Raw genomic sequence first — 18,444 nt, forward strand, 5'->3', positions numbered from 1 at the left:
CAGGGAGGGTTGTTGATTCAGCGCTATGGTACCCCGACGCGATTGGGGCAAGGCTGGTTAAATCCGCTCGCGGGCGTTATTCGCCGGCAGGCGGTTGTGGTGCAGACGAAGACGGGGCCGAGCCCTCGCCACCATCCTGGCGCGGCTTGCGGGAACGGCGACGGCGACGGCGCTTTTGACCCTGGTCGGCCGAGCCCTCGCCACCGCGATCCTCGCGCGGCTCGCGCTCGTCGCGAGCGGCGCCACGCGAAGCCTTGGCAGCCGCTCCCCCGCCATCTCCGGGACGACGGCGCGTGACCTTGACCTCGCCATCCGAGACCTGATCGGCAACGGAGGGCACTGAGGGCTTCTGCTGCGCGCCCGAGGAATGGCGACGGCGCGAACGCGGCGCGCGCTCCTCCTCGCCACGTGACTTGCCGCCCTTGTCGGCAGGCGCGTCGGAGGCCGAGGCGCCCTTGGAAGCGGCACCAGCCTCGCGAGCAGCTGCGGCGCGGAAGGCGTCCTCGCGCTCCTCGCTCGACAGATGACGGCGACGACGGCGCGTGGGGTTCATGCCACCGCCGCGGTTTTGCTGCTGGGGCTGTTGAACCTCGCGCTCGCGAGCTCCGTTCTTGCCGGCGGCTGCGGCCTCGCCGGCATCGGCAGAGCCCGCACGCTTGCGGCGGCGACGGCCACCGGCGGTATCCTCGACCTCAGGCGCCTCGGCCTTGCTGCGGCCCTTTCCGCGGCCACGGCCCTCGCCCTGCCCCTGACCGGCGCGAGCATCGGATTCAGCATCGCGACGACGGCGCTTGGGCATCGACGTACCGGCCAGACGGTCGGCGCTCGACAGGCCATCGCCCACGTCGACGCCGTTCTCGCGGTCGAGCTCCATAAGCGCCAGACGCATCTCGGGCGACTCGATGCGCTCGAGCACGTCGCGCGTCACGCAGTCGGGGCGGCAGTTGCAGCCCTGCTCGGCGGCCTTCTTTTTGCAGCCCTCCGAGCAGGTCATATCGGCCAGGTTGACCTTAAAGACCTTGCCGTTCTCCAGGCGCAGCACCAGCTGCTCACGCGGCGTGTCATATTCCTGAATACGCGCCTTGCCGAGCGGCGTATCGATGAGCGTCTTCTTTTTGGGCGCACGGCTCTTAAAGTCCTTGTACGCTTCGAACTCATAGCGCAGGCAGCACATCAGGCGGCCGCAAACGCCGCTGATCTTGGAGGAATTGAGCGGCAGGTCCTGCTCTTTTGCCATGCGGATCGAGACGGGCTCAAACTGTCCGCCAAAGCGCGTGCAACAGAGCTCCTGGCCGCACTGGGCATAGCCGCCCACCAGGCGAGTCTCGTCGCGCACGCCGATCTGGCGCATGTCGACGCGAATGTGCAGCGTCGAGGACAGATCCTTGACGAGCTGGCGAAAATCGACGCGCTCCTCGGCCGCAAAGTAGAACACGGCCTTCTCGCCGCCAAACAGGTACTCGACGCCCACCGGCTTCATCTCGAGGTCGAGTTCTTTGACCAGACGGCGGAAATCGACCATGGCCTCGTCGCCCTGGATGGCAAGATCGTCGGCAAGCTGCAGGTCGATGTCGCTCGCCACGCGCAGCACGGGCTTGAGCGGCTGACCGATCTCGTCTTGCGGCACCTCGAAGGGATCGGCCGTAACCAAGCCGATCTCGGTTCCGCGCTCGGTGGAGCAAATGGCATAATCGGCCTCGAGGATATCCAGGTCCTGCGGGTCAAACCACAGGTCGCGCGAGGCGTAGGTAAACTTAACGGGTACGACTAACGGCATTTCAGTGCCTTCCTGATATCGAACAGCATGACCTCGATGGCCAGCTGGGGAGTAACGTTTCTGGCGATGTTGTGCTCGGCGGTTGCGACCGCCTCGAGCGCCTGGGTGGCACCCGCAACATTCGTCGCAGCGGCAAGCCGACCGATCGTGTCACGCACGTCTTCGTTCACCACGTCGGCCGCCTCGTCCTGAAGTGTCAGCAGCACGTCGCGCATGAGCGTCCGCGCGCTCGCCAGCGCTTCCATGATACCCGAACGCTCGCGCGCGTTGAGTTCGCGCTTGTTGCGGTCCTCAAGCTGCTTCAATGCTCCACGCGACAGGTAGTCGGCATTTTGCTCGAGTACCTTTTCCTGCGTGGACTTGACCTCGGCGAGCGGCGCCTTGACGGCGACGATGAGCGACTTGGCGCGACTGAGCACGTCGGCCTCGTCGGCGGCAATGAGTGAGTCGATGGCACGGACCATCTGACGGCGGGCGTCCTGGCGCTCGGCGCTCTTAAGAAACTCGATGCCGCGTGTGGGGCTTCCCGCCACGGCGACCGCCATGCGGCAACGCGCGGGGTCCTGGCCGGTGGCGCGGCTCACGGCCTGCGCGGCGACGGCGGGCGACACCAGCCGAAACGGCACGCACTGGCAGCGGCTCACGATGGTGGGCAGCATCACGTCTGCCGAGGTGCCCAGCAAGATGAACATAACGCCCTCGGGCGGCTCCTCGAGTGTCTTGAGCAGTGCGTTGGCGGTGTTGGCGCGCAGTTGCTCGGCACGGTCGATGATGTAGACCTTGGCCTTGGCGCGAATGGGTGCCAGCGGCACGTCATCGAGCAGCTCGCGGGTCTGGGCAATAAGATAGCCCGTGGCGCTCTCGGGCGTGTAATAGTGCACGTCGGGATGCGTATGCCGAGAGACGCGCACGCAACTGTCGCATGCGCCGCAGCCGTCCTGCTCGCACAGGAAGGCTTGGGCGAGCGCCCACGCGGCATCGAGCTTGCCCGCGCCGGGCGCGCCCAAAAACAGGTAGGCGTGCGATGCACGGCCGCTGGCGACGGCATTGGTCAAAAAGTCGCGCACGCGCTCTTGGGTGTCGAGCTTGGCCAGCAGGCTTGCCTGAGCGGGGGCCATGTTACTCGGCCTCCTTGGCAAGCGCGGCGGCGACAGCATCCTGGGGGATATCGAGACCGTACGCGCGAACCTGCTCGACCGTCTTCTCGAAAACTACCTCGACGGTCGTAGTGGCGTCGATGAGCTTTACGCGGTTTGGCTCCTCGGCAGCAATGGCGCAAAACCCCTCGTAGACACGCTCCTGGAATGCCATGCCCTTAGCCTCCATGCGATCTGCCGCGCCACGGGCTGCCATGCGTAGCGCCGCCTGCTCGGGCGTGATGTGGTAGACGAGTGTGAGCGCCGGGTGCGTTCCCGCGACGGCCAGGTTGTTGGCGTCGCGCACCATCTGGCGATCGAGGCCGTCGGCAAACGCCTGGTAGCAGGTCGTGGAATCGTAGAAGCGATCGCACAGGACCACCTTGCCGGCAGCGAGGGCGGGCGCGATGACCTCGTGCACCAGCTGGGCACGCGCGGCCTCGTAGAGCAACAGCTCGCAGGTATCGCCCATCGCCATATTGGCGGGGTCGAGCAGCAGGGCGCGGATCTTTTCGCTGATGGCGGTGCCGCCCGGTTCGCGCAGGCTCACAACCTGGTGGCCAGCGAGCTCGAGCGCGCGAGCAAGCAGGCGCGCCTGCGTGGACTTGCCGGCACCGTCGACGCCCTCGAGCGTGATAAAGCTATGTTGAGCGGGCTCAAAAGCCATGGACGCAGCCCCTTCCTACAAGGCGCGTAAATGCGGATATATCAACCAAGCCATGATACCCCAGGGACAGGCGCGCCCCAACGATTAGCCGACAGTTAGGGACGTTCCTAAAGTGCCGGCAGATAAGGAACGTCCCTAACTGCCGGCTTCTTGGGGCAGTGGGTATAATCGTTGTATTGCATTGAAATGTGGCGAAAGGAGTGGCAATGTCTCGGTATTGCGCCTCGTGCGGCAAGCTTCTTGAAGATAATGCCAAGTTCTGCACCTCGTGCGGTGCACCCGTTGAGCAAACAGCCGCGAGCGATAGCCAGCCCGCTTTTGAGCAGACCGGCTCCCTTGATACGCCGCAAGCCAAGGCGGACGACCCCCTCGCCTATAGCCCCGACCCCGCCGCAAGGACCGAGGCCGTCGAGACCACGCAGCGCATACCCGTCGCGAGCGGCTCGCCCCAACAGCAGCCGGCTCCCGCATACGCGCCCGCTTCGCCACAGACCCCCGCTCCCAAAAAGAGCGGCACCGGGCCGCTTATCGCCGTTATCGTTGTGCTGGTGGCGATCATCATCGCCCTGGTCATCTTCTTTGCGATCAGACCGTTCGACAACGCCGCCACGCAGACGACTGCCGAGGTAGCTAAGCTGCACCATGACGTCGACGACGATGACCTAAAGCCTCTCGGCAATCCCAACAGCCTGTACGACGATGATGACGATGACGACGAGGATGGCGGCGAAGCAACGCTCTCCGAGCAGAACCTCTACCGTCGCCTGAGCGAATACTACGACCTGCTCGAAGATCTCGACAGCCAGGTCCGTGGCTGCGCGCAGAACTTCAACGGCAACTATCTGGAAGAGGATCGAACCACCCGTCAAAATCTCGCCGACGTCGCCGAGCGCACGGAGGACACCATCGAGCAGTATTACGACATCGTCGAGGACCTGGACGTCCCGACGAGCTCCAAGAACTACAGCTCCTGGAAGGATATCATCGCCCTGTACGACGACCTGGATCACCGCATTGACGCAATCTGTGATGCCTGGGAGATCAGCCTGAAATACGCCAAGCCTGCGGACCACAAGAATGAGATCGTGGCGCCGCTGTCGCGCGACAACGTGGCGGGCACCAATGACAATAAGTACCGCCTAGACTTTGAGGAGCGCTATCCCGGCGCCAAGCCTGTCGAGGTGAACTAGCGCTTTGTCGTTCCCGAGCCGGCAGTTAGGGACGTTCCTAAACTGCCGGCAGAAAAAGAACGTCCCTAACTGCCGGTCAAAAAAACGAGCGAGGATCGCGGGGTCCTCGCTCGTTTTTTTGGGCAATGTTTCGACTGCGCCGTTACTTGTCGGCGGTTGTTTTCTTGGCAGTCGACTTCTTCGCGGTCGTCTTCTTGGCGGCAGTGGCTTTCTTAGCCGTCGTCTTCTTTGCCGTGCTCGCCTTGGTTGTGGTCTTGCGACCGCGGGCGGGCCTCTTCTCCTTGGTCGGGCAGTCCATGTTGACGCAGATACGCCACGGACCGCGCGCCGTGTTGACCACTACGATGGGGGCGCCGCACTCGGGACAGGTCTCGCCCGTCGCCTCGAGCTTGCCGCGCGCCGGCAGCGGATAGCTCACGCCGCAGTCATCGTAGTTGGTGCAGCGGATAAAGCGCTTGCCGCTCTTCTCGCTCTTGTGCGCGATCAGGTCGCCGTGACGTCCGGCCTCGGCACACACCTTGCACTCGCCCACCTTAAGATCGGGCTCGTAGTTGGTGGGGCACGTGGGGTTCACGCAGATCTCGAAGGCCTTCTGGCGGAATGGCTGGCACTTGATGCGCGGCGCGCCGCACTCGGGGCACACGGCGGCCTCGCCCTCGAGCGGGCTCACCTTGACGCCACTCGGCACCGGATAGGTCACGTCGCAGTCGGGCCAACCCATGCAGCCGATAAAGCTGCCGCGGGTCTTGGCGCTCGTCTTCATAACCAGGTCCTTGCCGCACTTGGGGCAGGCGCCCACGCGCGCATCGGCCGTGACGGCGTCGCTGATGGCGTCGCCCAGCTCCTGCGTATGCTTGAGCAGCTCGTCGAGCACGCCGGCCAGCAGCGCGCGCGAGTGCGTCACGACATGCTCTTCGGTGTCCTCGCCGCGCTCGACGCGAGTCATGTCGCCGTCGAGCTCGCTGGTCATATCGGGGCTCGTGATGCGCGGGGCAAACTGCGTCAGCGCGTCGATGATGGCGATGCCCAGCTGGCTCGGCTCAACGGGATCGTTTTTGAGGTAGCGCACGGCGTACAGGCGCTCGATGATGCTCGCGCGCGTGGACTTGGTGCCCAGGCCGCGCTTTTCCATCTCCTGCACGAGCTTGCCCTGGCTGTAGCGCGCGGGCGGCTCGGTCTGCTTGGCCTCAAGCTTAATGTCGAACACGTCGACCGTGTCGCCCTGCTCCAGCGGCGGCATCTGCTCGTCGCGCTTAAGGCCGTACGGGTAGGCCTCGCGGAAGCCCGGGGTCACGAGCACGTCGCCCGAGGCCACGAACGGCTCACCGTTCACGTCGAGCTCGAGCTTAGTGTTTTCGATGGTCGCGGGACCCATAAGCGTCGCCAGGAAGCGGCGGGCAATGAGGTCGTAGAGCTTGCGCTGGCCGCCATCGAGCGTGGACGGATCGCCTTCGCCCGTGGGGTAGATGGGTGGGTGGTCGGTGGTCTCGACTTTGCCGCGCGTGGGCTTCATGGGGCCGGCGAGTACCTTTTTGCACACGGGCGCCAGCGCCGGGTTGATCTTTGCCAGGTCGCTCACCACGGCGCCCAGATCGAGCGTCGCAGGGTACACGGTGTTGTCGACACGCGGATAGCTGATGAGGCCCGCCATGTAGAGGGACTCGGCGATGCGCATGGTACGTGCAGGTGAGATGCCCTCGGCCGCGGCGGCAGCCTGCAGCGAGGTCGTCGCAAACGGGGTGGGCGGCTGCTGCTTGCGGGAGCGCTTGGTCACCGCGGCGACGGTTGCCGTCGTAGCGCCGTCGACGTGGCCGTACGCCGTCTCGGCAGCATCTTTATCGGTAAAACGTGCCGTCTTGTGCGCAATCTTAAAGCGGTCATCCTCGGCAGCACCCTGAGCGGCACCCATGCCGCGAATCTGCCAATAGTCCTCGGGCACAAACGCCATGCGCTCGCGCTCGCGCTCGACCACCAAGGCAAGCGTCGGCGTCTGCACGCGGCCGGCGGAGCGCACGTTGCCAAAGCCGCCAAACTTGGCGAGCGTCAGGTAGCGCGTGAGCACCGCACCCCAAATGAGGTCGATGTGCTGGCGGCTCTCGCCGGCGTCGGCCAGATTCTGGTCGAGCGAGACAAGATTATCGAAGGCCTGCGTAATCTCGGCCTTGGTAAACGAAGAATACTGGGCGCGGGCGACCGGCAAGTCGGGCGCAACCTCGCGCACCTTGTTGAGGGCGTCCGAACCGATCAGCTCGCCCTCGCGATCGAAGTCCGTGGCGATGATGACGCTGTCGGACTTTTTGGCGAGGTTCTTGAGCGAGCGAATGAGCTCTTTCTCGGCCGGCAGCTTAATGACGGGCGCCCAGGTGAGATAAGGCAGGCTCTCAAGCTTCCAACCCTTGATGGAGATACCGTCGGCAAGAAACGGCTTGCGCTTGGTGTCGTAGGGCGGACGAGCCAGGCCATCGGGCATGTCGGCCGGCAGCATCTCGCCGTCCTCGGTAACCGAATACCAGCCCAGCTTTTTATCGAACAGCACGCTGTCGCAAAAATCGGGCGCCAGGATGTGGCCGGCAAGGCCGATGGTCACGCACTCCTCGCCCTTCCACTCAAAACGGTAGATGGCGGTGTTGTACACCTTGTCCTTTTTGGGCTTACCCGTGGACAGCCGCTCAGCGATCTGACGCGCGGCGTCGTTTTTCTCGGCGATGATGAGCTTCAAAAGAGGCTCCTATCTCGTATCTCTGCGGCTACGCCCGCCCGTATGGCGGCCGACTTACGCCCTTGCTTGCTCAATCTGCCCGATGAGCCAATCGCACCAGGCATCCATGCCCTCGCCCTTGCGCGCGCTCACGGCAAACCGCGGCGCCTGCGGATTGAGGTCATCGAGTGTCTTAGTATACCTATCCATGTCAAAATCGAAAGCCGGAGCCACGTCGACCTTGTTGAGCAACTGCGCGCCGGCGTGCTGGAAGATACCCGGATACTTGATAGGCTTGTCGTCGCCCTCGGGCACCGAGAGGATCATAATGGACAGGTTCTCGCCCAGGTCAAAGTCGACCGGGCAGACCAGGTTGCCCACATTTTCGATAAAGATGACGTCGATGTTTTCCAGACCGACGACCTGGTCGAAGGCGTCGACAGCCTCCATGATCATGTTGCCCTCGAGGTGGCACAGGCCACCCGTGTTGATCTGGATGGCGGGCATGCCGGCTTCCTTCATGGTGATGGCGTCGACATCCGAGGCGATATCGCCCTCGATGACGGCACAGCGCAGGCCGGCTTTGTCACGCAGGCGCTCGTTGGTGCCCAGAATCGTGGTGGTCTTGCCCGAACCGGGGCTCGACAGCACATTGATCACATAGGTGCCTGCCTCATTAAATCGCTGACGCAGCTGATCTGCCAGGCGCTCGTTGCACGACAGAATCGGCGACGCGATATCAATCGTTTTCTCGGCCATACTTAGCGCTCCTTACTTTGGCCCTTTTATACCCCATCGCTAGATGGCGAGCGGGCTAATCGTCGGGGGTTTCGATTTCGATACTCGCGATATCGAGCTCGCGGCCGTGCAGCAGGCGCACGTTGGCGCCGCCACACTGAGGACAGCGACAATGAAAGCGGTCGTGGTCGAAGACCTCGCCGCAGTCCAGGCACTCGCTTTGTGGATGGACTTCCTCCACGGCAAGCTCGCAGCCGCGCGTGAGCGGGTCCTCGTCGCGAAACGTCTCCCATGCAAAGTCAAGCGCCTCGCGCACAACTTCGGTCATATCCCCGATACGCAGCGTTACCAAAACGGCGCGCGAGGCCCCCGCCCCACGCGCCGCGCGAATCACTGTATCGAGTATGCCGTTGACAATGCCAACCTCGTGCATACCGATTTACTCCTCGTCGTCCTCATCGTCCGAGAACAGGTCCAGACGGCTCACAAACAAGCCCTCCTTGCCCTCGCGCGCGGTAATGACCACGCGGGCGATGGCGAGCGAAATCTCGTAGAGCGAGAGCAGGGCGCCATACATGAGGCCCAGCGTAACGGGCGAGCCGTCGGGCGTAATCACAGCCGAGCCCACAAGCAGGCCAACGTATACATAACGCCAGGCACTGCGGAAAGCAGCGTAGGACACGATGTGGAAGACGGACAGGTAGAAGATGATGAGCGGCAGCTCAAACGCCACACCAAAGCCGATCATAAAGAGCAGCTCCATGTTGACGTAGTTCTCCAGATCGGGCAGCGCCGTGGCGACGGCCGAGGTCTCGCCGATGAGCCACTCAAAGCCTGCCGGGATAATGATGAAGTAGCAGAAGATGGCACCCAGGAAGAACAGCACCGTCGAGGCGAGCACCGTGGGCACGACCCATTTGCGCTCGTTGGGACGCAGTGCCGGCAGGAAAAATGCCAGAATCTGCCAGATGATCATGGGCGTGCACATGACCACGGCCATCTTGATGGCCAGCGAGAAGCGCAGTCCAAAGCCGCCGAGCGTGGTGGTGATGTAGAACTTACCGTCCGGCACAAAGGAGCGGATGGGGTCTTCCAGAATGTCGAGCACCACGGGCGTGGCGAAATACAGCACGATGGCGGCGGCAAACACCGACACGACCACGATGGTCAGGCGGCGACGGAGCTCGCCCAGGTGATCGAAGAGCGGCATGCGCGCAGGTCCGATAGGCATTACTCATCGCCTCCCTTCGGGGCGTCGGCGGCAGCGGCGTCGTCCTCGGCCTCGAGCTCGCGAGCGAGCTGGTCGACGACGGCCTTGCGCTTGCGGGGACGACGGGCGTAGAGGTCAGCCGTCGTGGGCTCTGCCGGCTCGGGCTCGGACTCTGCAGCAGGCTCGGGCTCGACGGCAGCAGCAGGCTCTGTACCCTCGGCCTCATCAACAGCACCCTCGCCCTCGGCGGCAGCCTCGCTTGCGGCCTTCTCGGCGGCAAGACGGGCGCGGCGCTCGGCAAAGGTCTCCTTCTTTGCTGGCGCAGCCGTCTCGGCGGCATCCTCGTCCGCATCGGAATCGTCGTCGGTCGCAGCGGCCTTCTTGGGCTTGACCGGCGCCGACGCGGCCTCGCTTACCGGATCGATGATCTCGGACTGAACAACGGCCGTCATCTTTTCCTGCGTCTCGCGGAACTGACGGATGGCGCGGCCGATCGTGCGGCCCATCTGCGGGAGCTTATCCGGGCCAAACAGCAAAAAGCCGAAGACCACGATGATTGCCAGCTCACCTTCTCCAATACCAAACACACATACCTCCAAGGCTCGATGTGAGTCGAGCCCGCACCGCGCCATTCGGCCGGAACTCGTCTATTCATTCGGTCAAGTATAGCGCCCGGACGCCAAAACGTCCGAGCGCATCACAAACATATGCCAAACGGCACACCCCTTTTGGGGCGGGGCCTATGCCGCCGTGATCGAGATCTCCTGGTCCACGCCCAGCAGCTGAACCACGCGCATCACCGCAGGCTGCACGTTGGCGCAGCTAAAGCGCTTACCATGATCGGCTGCGTGGTGCGCGGCGCCCACAAGAACGCCAATGCCCGTCGAGTCGATATAGCTCACCTGGGCAAAGTCGAGCTCAACGGCCTCGGTGGGCTGCTCGAGCGCCAAGTCGATGGCATTACGCAGACTGTCGGCGTTAGAGATATCGATCTCGCCGGTTACCTTAATGGTGTAGAGCTCCGGCGTGGGGTTGGTGGAAATACCCAAATCCATGTAAACGCTCCTTTGCGAATCGAAAGTGCTGATAGTAATGGGTGCGTACTTGCGGGGCCATACGCGCTAGGCGCGCTCGGCACGCGCAAGCTCGGCAGCGACGAGCTTGACGGCCAGCACCAGCACATCGAGCGCGGCCTCCAGGTCCTCGACCGTGGGATAGCTCGGCGCGATGCGGATGTTGGTGTCGCGCGGGTCCTTGCCATAGGGCCAGGTAGCACCTGCCGGCGTGAGCTTGACGCCCAGGTCGGCGCAAAGCGCGGCGACCTTCTGGGCCGAGCCCTCGGGACCATCGAAGCTCACAAAGTAGCCGCCGCGGGGATGCGTCCAGGTGGCACAACCCGTGTCGCCCAAGCCCTCGGTGAGCTTGCGCTCGACGGACTCAAAGCGCGGGCGCAGGAACTCGGCATGCTTTTTCATGTGCTCCTTGACCGCCTCGATGGTGGGGAGGAAACGCACGTGACGCAGCTGGTTGAGTTTGTCGGCGCTGATCAGGCCGGCCTTGAGGCGCTTGGAGAACTCGGCGATGACCGCGGGGCTCGCACCGATAAAGCCGATGCCGGCACCCGGGAAGGTGATCTTGGACGTCGAGGCAAAGGCCACCACGCGGTCCTCGGTGCCCGCCGCGCGGGCAAGATCGAAGATGTTGGCGAGCTCGTCGGTCTCGTCGTACAGGTCGTGCACGCAGTAGGCGTTGTCCCAGAAGATGCGGAAATCGGGCGCGGCCGTGGGCATCTCGACCAGGCGACGCACGGTGTCCTCGCTAAATGTGATGCCCGTGGGGTTGGAATACTTGGGCACGCACCAGATGCCCTTGATGGAGTCGTCGGTGGCAACCAGGCGCTCAACCTCGGCCATGTCGGGGCCGTTGTCGGTCATCGCGACGGGGACGTTCTCGATGCCCAAGTCGGCGGTGATGCCAAAGTGGCGATCGTAGCCGGGAACGGGGCACAGGAACTTGACCTTCTTGCCGTCGTGCGCGGCCTCGTAGGCGTCCCAGGGCTCGCTGCCGCACGAGCCACAGCGCCAGAACATGCCGGCGATGTCATGCTCGATCAAAAGGCTCGACGAACCCAGCACGAGTGTCTGCTCGGCGGGGCAGCCCAGGAACTCCCCTGCCAACTTGCGTGCCGAAGGAATACCCTCGAAGCAGCCGTAGTTGGAGCAGTCGACGCTGCCGTCGTGCAGATCGGCATCGGCATTGAGGATATCGAGCATGGGGCGCGAGATGTCCACCTGGGAGGGCGACGGCTTGCCGCGGGCCATATCGAGCGCCAGACCCTTGGCCTTGACCTCGGCGACCTCGGCCTTGAGCGCCTCGATGGCGGCATCGAGTTCGGTGGTTTCCATCTTCTGGTAGATCGTCTGCATGGGTGCGACCTTTCGCGAAGCGGGACGTTGCAGTTCGTCTAAGTATAGACCGCCACCGCCGCAACGTTATGAAGCCGTGATAGATTAAGTCCATCGCAATAAATTACGAATCGCCGCGCATGCCGGCGTGGGGCGCCCAAGGAGGCACTATGGAGTACGGATTGTTCCAGGCCGAGGAATTCGGTGACCTGCAGCGCCTGGTCGACGGACTGTTTTACGACCGCCACGCCATCGACCGGCTTGACCTAATCGTGCAGGCCGAGATCTTGGACCTGGCACCCGATCTCATGGAAATCGTCAACCTGCTACCGCCCGGCTATTACGACCGCCAGTCGCTGTGTGACCAGCTTAACTCGGCCCTAGCCGCCCACGGCTGGGGCGCCGTCTACGGAACGGTGGAATAAGCCTCGAGGCCGGCGATTTGGCCCGCTTCCCGACCTTGGCGAGGCTTGTTTTAGGGCTTGTGGCCAAAAAAGGGCAAATATGAGTACTGTTACCTTTTTAGTAGCAGCGATTCTTGGTCGAAATCGGCAAAACTCGACTTGAAACTTCCTAATCACCGTCAGCTAGCGCCAAATTGGAAGTCGATGGTCACTCATTAACGTACAGTTCTTATAACTTTGTTCATTATTTTCCGCACCTAAAATGATACGCCGTTTGTGACAGTACTCACAAACGGCGTTTTTTGACCACTGGCGTGTCTGGCAGGCGGCAAGCACCGCCCGAATCCGCATTTTGAACGCGCCCGAATCGGTTCTGGAGCCGGTTTTCGCGCTCTTACTCGTCTTTGGGCGCGGGGTGCTTGCAGACCACGCTCATGTAGATCATGCCGAGCACGGCAGCGGTGACCGAACCGGCAAGGATGGCGGCCTTGGCAGCTAGAACCTCAAACTGGGCCGTCGGGAAGGCAAGGCCGCTGATGAGGATCGACATGGTAAAGCCGATACCGCCCAGAATGCCCACACCGGCGATCATGTGCCAGTTGACATTATGCGGCAACTCGGAAATCTTGAGTTTAACCAGGGCAAACGTCATGCCAAAGATACCGATCGGCTTGCCCAGCAGCATGCCAAAGTACACGCCGAGCGTCACCGGGTCGGTGAGCAGCGTGCTCATGTCCACGCCCACCAAGCGAACCTGCGCGTTCACGAACGCAAAGATCGGCAGGATCACGAAGTTGACCGGCGTGGAGATCAGACGCTCCATGCGGATGAGCGGCGGGGTCACGCGGTGCATGACGCGCTCGACCTTGGTGGTCGAGACGGTAAAGTCATGCTGGCCCAGGATGTGCGCCTCGTCGTCGTAGCGATCATCGAGCAGCGGCAGGCACTCGCCCAACCAATCGGTGAGGCTATCGAGCTTGACACCGCACTTGGCCGGGATGGTAAAGGCCAAGATGACGCCAGCAAGCGTAGCATGCACGCCGCTCTTGAACATGCAGAACCACAACAGCAGACCCAGTACCGAATACGGGGCAAGACGGTAGTGCTGCGTCTTGTTGAGCCACACGAGCGCGCAGGTCACAAGCGCGGCGGCGCCCAACCAAAACGGATTGGGGCTCTGACCGTAGAAGATGGCGATGGCGGCGATGGAGATGAGGTCGTCGGCGATGGCGAGCGTCGAGAAGAACACGCGCACGCCGTTGGGCACGCGATTGCCCAAAAGCGACAGCACGCCCAGCGCAAAGGCAATATCGGTTGCCATGGGGATGGCCCAACCGTTGCGGGCGCCGGCATGGTTAAAGATCAGGTAGATGCAGGCGGGAACGACAACGCCGCCCACGGCCGCCAGCATGGGAAGCATGGCCTGACGCGGATTCTTGAGTTCACCGACCGTCATCTCGTACTTAAGCTCGATGCCCACCAACAAAAAGAAAATCGCCATGAGGAAGTCGTTGACGAAAAGCTCAACGGTGAGACCGGCCGTAAGGTTGCCCAGACCCACATACAGCGGGGTCTCCAAAAAGTGATGGATGGCCTCGTAGGCATCGGTATTGGCGCAAATGACGGCGGCGATGGCGGCGAAGACCATGACGGTGGCGGAAATCGTACCGTTCTCGGCGATGCGCTCCCAGATGTCGTGACGTTCAAAGCGCTTGCGCTCACGAACGTTGAACAGCTGCTCAGTTGCTGCCATGGGCGGCTCCTTTCACGGGAAAGCTCCCGTCTTAAAAAAGCACGGCCCGCCCAAGTGGCGACGCCGCGCTCTAACGTATTACGCTTGCATCTAGCCTACCCTGCACGACAAGCACGCAGGCGTGGCCGAAAAGCGGAACCACAGGTTGAACATTATTTGCTCAACGGCACGGGCACGCCTGTCCAAGAGACGACGCGGCGCCGTGCACAAAAAACGACCGGAGCGCGGGACGTCCGCGATCCGGTCGTGGCGTTTGGTCAACTAAACCTAGCAGGCGGCCATGATGGGGGCAGCGACCTGCTTCTTACGGGAGAGGACACCCGGCATCCAGACGCCGTCGTGCTCGTCGGCAATGCCCAGGCCCTTCTGAGCGGCCTCGGTCTCGCCCTCGAGCAGGACCTGCGAGCCCTCCTCCATGATGTCGGTGATGCACAGGACAATGCCATCGGCACCCTTCTCGGCGGCGTAGGCACGCATGGCCTCGCGAATCTCGTCGATCATGCCGAGAGCACGACTCTTGTCGACGGTCTCGTACTGGCCGATGAGCAGCTTCTTGCCGGCGGGCTCGAACATCTTGATGTCGTTGCCGACCATCTCGGCTGCAGTGAAGGAGCCGGACGGACGGGTGAGGAAGACCTCCATGCCAAACTTGACCGGGTCGACACCCACCTGCTCGCCGAGCTTGGCGGCGACAGCTCGGTCGACATCGGTGGTGGTGGGACTCTTGAGCATGAGCGTATCGGTCATCATGGCCGAGAGCAGCAGCTTGGCCTGGACGTCGGAAAGCTCAACGCCGAGCACGCCGGCGAGCTTGGTGACGATGGTGCAGCTGGAACCCCAGGGCAGGCAGATGTAGTGCAGCGGGCCGGCGGTCTCGAAATCGCCGATGCGGTGATGATCGACGACGCCAAAGACCGTGGCGTCCTTAAGGCCGGCGACAGACTGGGCGGACTCGTTGTGGTCGGTGAGGACGACGAGCTGGCCGGCCTCGACGGACTCGATCACGCGGGGCTCGGCAATGCCGGCGTCGGCAAGCAGCTTGGCGGACTCGGCCGGAAGCTGACCAAGGGCGCAGGCCTCGTAGGTGTTGCCGGCATACTCAACCTGGTTGAGCAGCTGGGACAGGACGACGGCGCTCATGATGGCGTCGTTATCGGGGTTCTGGTGACCAAAGACAAGAACGTTTGCCATGGATATCCTCCACTTGATATGTGTACTTGGACGTAGCTATGGTAGCACGCTGACGCCGAACCTTATGAGACGGAAGGGTCGCGGCACAATTTGGGGCAAGCGCTGAGGCGAGGTCAGGGACGAAGCCTGTCCCCCTTTCACCACCTGCCCCCGCACCAGCTATTTACCGGCGGCGCGCAGGGCTACGTAAGCGGCACCGATGATGCCGGCGTCGTTGCCGAGCGAAGCGACCTTAATGGGCGTCTCGCGCGAGGCGGAGAGCGCGTACTGCTTAAAGTGCTCGCGGACCTTGTCGAGGTAGACATCGGCCGAAGCGGAAGCACCGCCGCCGATCAGGAACATCTCGGGATCGACCACGTTGGCAATAAGCGCCAGGGCGCGGCCGAGATAGTCGGCCATGGTATCGGCAGCTGCCAGCGCGAGCTTGTCACCCTCGCGGCAGGCCTGGAACACGTCCTTGGAATCAGAAGGCCCGGTGAGCTCGATGGGCTCGACGCCTGCCTTCTTGCACTCGGCAAGGTAGTTACTCACCACGCCGGTGGCGCTGGAATACTGCTCCAGATGGCCATGGCCGCCACAGCCGCAGGTGCGCTCCTCTTCGGGGTTCAGGCACATGTGGCCAATCTCGCCGCCGGCACCCACAACGCCCGATACCACGTCGCCGTTAACGATAACGCCACCGCCCACGCCGGTACCGATGGTGACCATCACCACGTTCTGTACGCCCTTGGCAGAGCCGAGCCAGGCCTCGCCCATGGCAGCGGCGTTGGCATCGTTTTCGTACTTAACGACCGCGTCGGGGCAGTGCTCCTGGATGGCAATCCTCAGTTCAGGCAGGTTGATAGCAATGTTGGCCTTGACCTTGGCATCGCCCGAAGCCGGGATGGGGCACGGAACGGCCAGACCAATGCCCGCCACAAAGGCGCGCGGAATCTGTGCCTTGGCGATCACCTGATCGATAGCCTCGGTCACCGCGGCAAAGCCCGCGGCGTCAACGATAGGAGGCGTGGGCACGCTGGCCTTGGCAAGCAGGTTGCCGTCCTCGTCGAACAGGCCTTCCTTAACCGAAGTGCCGCCAACGTCGATGCCGATGTAGTACTGCTTAGGTTCCATGGGAGCCCACCTTTCTCGTTTAAACATTGCCTGTATGGTACCGCTCCCCAGGCAAAAACCTGTCAAAAAGGGACAGGTTTGTTTTGGCAGGTTTTATCTGGGAAAACGCAAGGCATGAGATTCGGTTCGCTGGGCGGCAAAACGGCCCAACCCCATCTTCGAGCCGATCAATTTGCTCAATACCACATTATTCGAATGCATATTCATTTAGAGCGCTCTAGTTAATATAGAAAAGCGTTTTTTGATTATATCTTTCTCGAACTTTTCAAAAACGCAATAGGGATGCTTAGGCGTGGACTATACTTTCGTTTGTACTCAATCAAGCCGGAAAGGAGGTTCCATGATTCCCAAATACGAGGCAATAGCTGCAGATATCCGTCGAAGCATCGAGGACGGCGCTCTAAAGCCGGGCGACAAGCTGCCCACCGTCGTTGAGTTCTGCGAGCTCTATAGCGTTTCCAAAATCACCGTCAAACGAGCTATTGAGCAGATTACCGATGAAGGTCTTGTTACCAGCCGGCGCGGATCGGGCACCTACGTTAAGGACACGGCGGGGCTTCCCGGCCAGGCGTTTTTCCAGGGCAAGAACGATCGCTCCCAGGGCTTTTCGTATGAGCACCGCGGGGAGAAGGTGACCTCGGTGGTCTACGATTTCTCGATTGTCAATCCGCCAGCAGACGTCGCTGCCCAGCTGGGAATTGCCGAGGACGACTTTGCCTATCACATCGTGCGCGTGCGCCAGGTCGACGAGAAGCCCATCGTTATCGAGTACACCTACATGCCCCTCGAGCTGATTCCGGGCCTTAAAAAGAAAGACCTGTATGGATCGGTCTACAGCTTCATCCGCAAGCAATGCGGGCTGAAGATTTCGAGCTTCCACCGCACCATTCGCGCCGTAGCGGCAACCGAGGAAGAGGCTGAGCGCCTGAACACCAAACCCGGCTCTCCCCTGCTCGAGCTCAACCAGATTGGCTTTTTGGATAGCGGCACCGCCTTTGAGCATTCGATCTCGCGCAACGTTGGTGACCGCTTTGAGCTGCACAACGTAACGTTGGCATAGGTTTTTGTAGTCATGCGGGCGCTCGTTACGGCTCGTTTAGAGTGGGCGGCCGCGCAACACCATGGGGGTATGAACATGTCCGATTTGATTAAACTGACGCCGATCTTTCACGAGAAGATCTGGGGCGGCCGCCAGCTCGAAACCGTATTTGGTTATGACATTCCCGAGGGTCCCATCGGTGAGTGCTGGGCCATCTCGGCACACCCCAACGGCGACTGCCAGATCGCTGAGGGCCCGTACGCCGGTCACACGCTGTCATGGCTGTGGGCCGAGCACCGCGAGCTCTTTGGCAACTGCGAGGGCAAGGAGTTCCCGCTGCTCATTAAGATTCTGGACGCCAAGGACGACCTTTCGATCCAAATCCATCCCAACGACGAGTACGCCGCCGAGCACGAGAACGGTAGCTTGGGCAAAACCGAGTGCTGGTATGTGCTGGACTGCGAGCCCGGCTCCACGATCATCGTCGGCCAGCGTGCCAAGGACCGCGCCGAGGCCGCACAGATGATCGAGGAAGGCCGTTGGGACGACATGCTCAACGTACTGCCGATTCACAAGGGCGACTTTTTCCAGATTGATTCCGGTACCGTGCACGCCATCAAGACCGGCACGCTCATTTTAGAGACGCAGCAGTCGAGCGACGTGACGTATCGCCTATACGACTACGATCGTCCCGGCACCGACGGAAAGCTGCGCCCACTTCACATTGAGCAGAGCCTGGATTGCATCAACTTTAACGCGCAGGCACCGACCGACGGTACCGTAACCGCGCGCGAGGTCGATGGCGTAACCGAGCTCGAGTCCAACCCCTGCTACACCGTCGATCGCGTGCGCGTCAACGGCAGCAAGACCTTGGAGCAGCGCTGGCCCTTCATGTGCCTGTCAGTCATCGACGGCGAAGGCACCGTCTGCGGCGACCCCGTCCACAAGGGAAGCCACCTGCTAGCCCCGAGCACCGTCAGCTCCATCGACCTCGAAGGCAAGATGGAACTGATCATCAGCCACCTGTAAGTTACCGGTCCCCGAGCGCTCGCCGGGACGGGGCGCGGGGTTTGGTCGCCTGCTCGGACAGTCCTGCTCGCACGGAGAGCACATTAAGTGCTCT

17 protein-coding genes are annotated in these 18,444 nt (G+C 62.2%); 4 read left to right on the forward strand and 13 right to left on the reverse strand.

Annotated elements, in window-relative coordinates; translation table 11 throughout:
- Nucleotides 1-76: 76 nt before the first annotated feature.
- From DXC99_RS08450 to tmk, 3 genes are read right to left on the reverse strand one after another with little or no spacing between them, the layout of a single operon-like run.
- Nucleotides 77-1,777, reverse strand: coding sequence for a regulatory iron-sulfur-containing complex subunit RicT (locus DXC99_RS08450; RefSeq protein WP_117629902.1), 1,701 nt, complete (start codon nucleotides 1,775-1,777; stop codon nucleotides 77-79).
- Complete coding sequence (locus tag DXC99_RS08455) at nucleotides 1,768-2,895, reverse strand: ATP-binding protein (RefSeq protein ID WP_117629903.1); 1,128 nt, start codon at nucleotides 2,893-2,895, stop codon at nucleotides 1,768-1,770. Before DXC99_RS08455 ends, DXC99_RS08450 begins: the two co-directional genes overlap by 10 nt.
- 1 nt (nucleotide 2,896) lies before the next feature.
- A complete protein-coding gene (gene tmk, locus DXC99_RS08460; protein ID WP_117629904.1) occupies nucleotides 2,897-3,580 on the reverse strand; it encodes a dTMP kinase in 684 nt (227 codons plus the stop codon).
- A gap of 206 nt (nucleotides 3,581-3,786) precedes the next feature.
- On the opposite strand from tmk, the gene DXC99_RS08465 reads away from it, so the two are divergent.
- Nucleotides 3,787-4,770, forward strand: coding sequence for a zinc-ribbon domain-containing protein (locus DXC99_RS08465; protein ID WP_117565016.1), 984 nt, complete (start codon nucleotides 3,787-3,789; stop codon nucleotides 4,768-4,770).
- Nucleotides 4,771-4,912: 142 nt separating this feature from the next.
- Here the strand turns inward: DXC99_RS08465 and DXC99_RS08470 are convergent, their stop codons facing one another.
- The 7 genes from DXC99_RS08470 to DXC99_RS08500 form a co-directional block, all read right to left on the reverse strand.
- Complete coding sequence (locus DXC99_RS08470; RefSeq protein ID WP_117583578.1) at nucleotides 4,913-7,489, reverse strand: DNA topoisomerase I; 2,577 nt, start codon at nucleotides 7,487-7,489, stop codon at nucleotides 4,913-4,915.
- A 54-nt stretch (nucleotides 7,490-7,543) separates the two neighbouring features.
- A complete protein-coding gene (gene hypB, locus DXC99_RS08475; RefSeq protein WP_117629905.1) occupies nucleotides 7,544-8,227 on the reverse strand; it encodes a hydrogenase nickel incorporation protein HypB in 684 nt (227 codons plus the stop codon).
- Nucleotides 8,228-8,282: 55 nt separating this feature from the next.
- Nucleotides 8,283-8,639, reverse strand: a complete 357-nt coding sequence (gene hypA / locus DXC99_RS08480) for a hydrogenase maturation nickel metallochaperone HypA (RefSeq protein WP_022093859.1) — start codon at nucleotides 8,637-8,639, stop codon at nucleotides 8,283-8,285.
- A 6-nt stretch (nucleotides 8,640-8,645) separates the two neighbouring features.
- Nucleotides 8,646-9,437, reverse strand: a complete 792-nt coding sequence (tatC, locus tag DXC99_RS08485) for a twin-arginine translocase subunit TatC (RefSeq protein ID WP_055285525.1) — start codon at nucleotides 9,435-9,437, stop codon at nucleotides 8,646-8,648.
- Nucleotides 9,437-10,003 carry a twin-arginine translocase TatA/TatE family subunit gene (locus tag DXC99_RS08490; RefSeq protein WP_158551688.1) on the reverse strand — a complete coding sequence of 189 codons (567 nt, stop codon included), beginning with the start codon at nucleotides 10,001-10,003 and terminating at the stop codon, nucleotides 9,437-9,439. The genes tatC and DXC99_RS08490 overlap by 1 nt, the downstream gene beginning before the upstream one ends.
- Before the next feature lie 153 nt (nucleotides 10,004-10,156).
- On the reverse strand, nucleotides 10,157-10,471 hold the full coding sequence (locus DXC99_RS08495) for an STAS domain-containing protein (RefSeq protein WP_117583581.1): 315 nt from the start codon (nucleotides 10,469-10,471) through the stop codon (nucleotides 10,157-10,159).
- A 66-nt stretch (nucleotides 10,472-10,537) separates the two neighbouring features.
- Nucleotides 10,538-11,842 carry an aminotransferase class I/II-fold pyridoxal phosphate-dependent enzyme gene (locus DXC99_RS08500; protein ID WP_117583582.1) on the reverse strand — a complete coding sequence of 435 codons (1,305 nt, stop codon included), beginning with the start codon at nucleotides 11,840-11,842 and terminating at the stop codon, nucleotides 10,538-10,540.
- 149 nt (nucleotides 11,843-11,991) lie between these two features.
- On the opposite strand from DXC99_RS08500, the gene DXC99_RS08505 reads away from it, so the two are divergent.
- Nucleotides 11,992-12,246 (forward strand): hypothetical protein, encoded by a 255-nt coding sequence (locus tag DXC99_RS08505; protein ID WP_117629907.1) that lies wholly within the window; start codon nucleotides 11,992-11,994, stop codon nucleotides 12,244-12,246.
- 373 nt (nucleotides 12,247-12,619) lie between these two features.
- On the opposite strand, the gene nhaA is transcribed toward DXC99_RS08505, so the two are convergent.
- The 3 genes from nhaA to DXC99_RS08520 all read right to left on the reverse strand — a co-directional run bounded on the left by nhaA (nucleotide 12,620) and on the right by DXC99_RS08520 (nucleotide 16,282).
- Nucleotides 12,620-13,978, reverse strand: coding sequence for a Na+/H+ antiporter NhaA (gene nhaA / locus DXC99_RS08510; protein ID WP_117629908.1), 1,359 nt, complete (start codon nucleotides 13,976-13,978; stop codon nucleotides 12,620-12,622).
- 267 nt (nucleotides 13,979-14,245) lie between these two features.
- Nucleotides 14,246-15,169 carry a manganese-dependent inorganic pyrophosphatase gene (locus tag DXC99_RS08515; RefSeq protein WP_006235927.1) on the reverse strand — a complete coding sequence of 308 codons (924 nt, stop codon included), beginning with the start codon at nucleotides 15,167-15,169 and terminating at the stop codon, nucleotides 14,246-14,248.
- A gap of 159 nt (nucleotides 15,170-15,328) precedes the next feature.
- On the reverse strand, nucleotides 15,329-16,282 hold the full coding sequence (locus DXC99_RS08520; RefSeq protein WP_233505708.1) for an ROK family protein: 954 nt from the start codon (nucleotides 16,280-16,282) through the stop codon (nucleotides 15,329-15,331).
- Nucleotides 16,283-16,622: 340 nt separating this feature from the next.
- On the opposite strand from DXC99_RS08520, the gene DXC99_RS08525 reads away from it, so the two are divergent.
- Nucleotides 16,623-17,342 carry a GntR family transcriptional regulator gene (locus tag DXC99_RS08525; RefSeq protein ID WP_117629910.1) on the forward strand — a complete coding sequence of 240 codons (720 nt, stop codon included), beginning with the start codon at nucleotides 16,623-16,625 and terminating at the stop codon, nucleotides 17,340-17,342.
- 75 nt (nucleotides 17,343-17,417) lie between these two features.
- Entirely contained in the window at nucleotides 17,418-18,350 is a 933-nt protein-coding gene (locus tag DXC99_RS08530) for a type I phosphomannose isomerase catalytic subunit (protein ID WP_369831458.1), read from the forward strand.
- The last annotated feature ends 94 nt before the right edge of the window (nucleotides 18,351-18,444 follow it).

The organism is Collinsella sp. TF10-11AT (genome assembly GCF_003437565.1).
Lineage (GTDB): Bacteria > Actinomycetota > Coriobacteriia > Coriobacteriales > Coriobacteriaceae > Collinsella.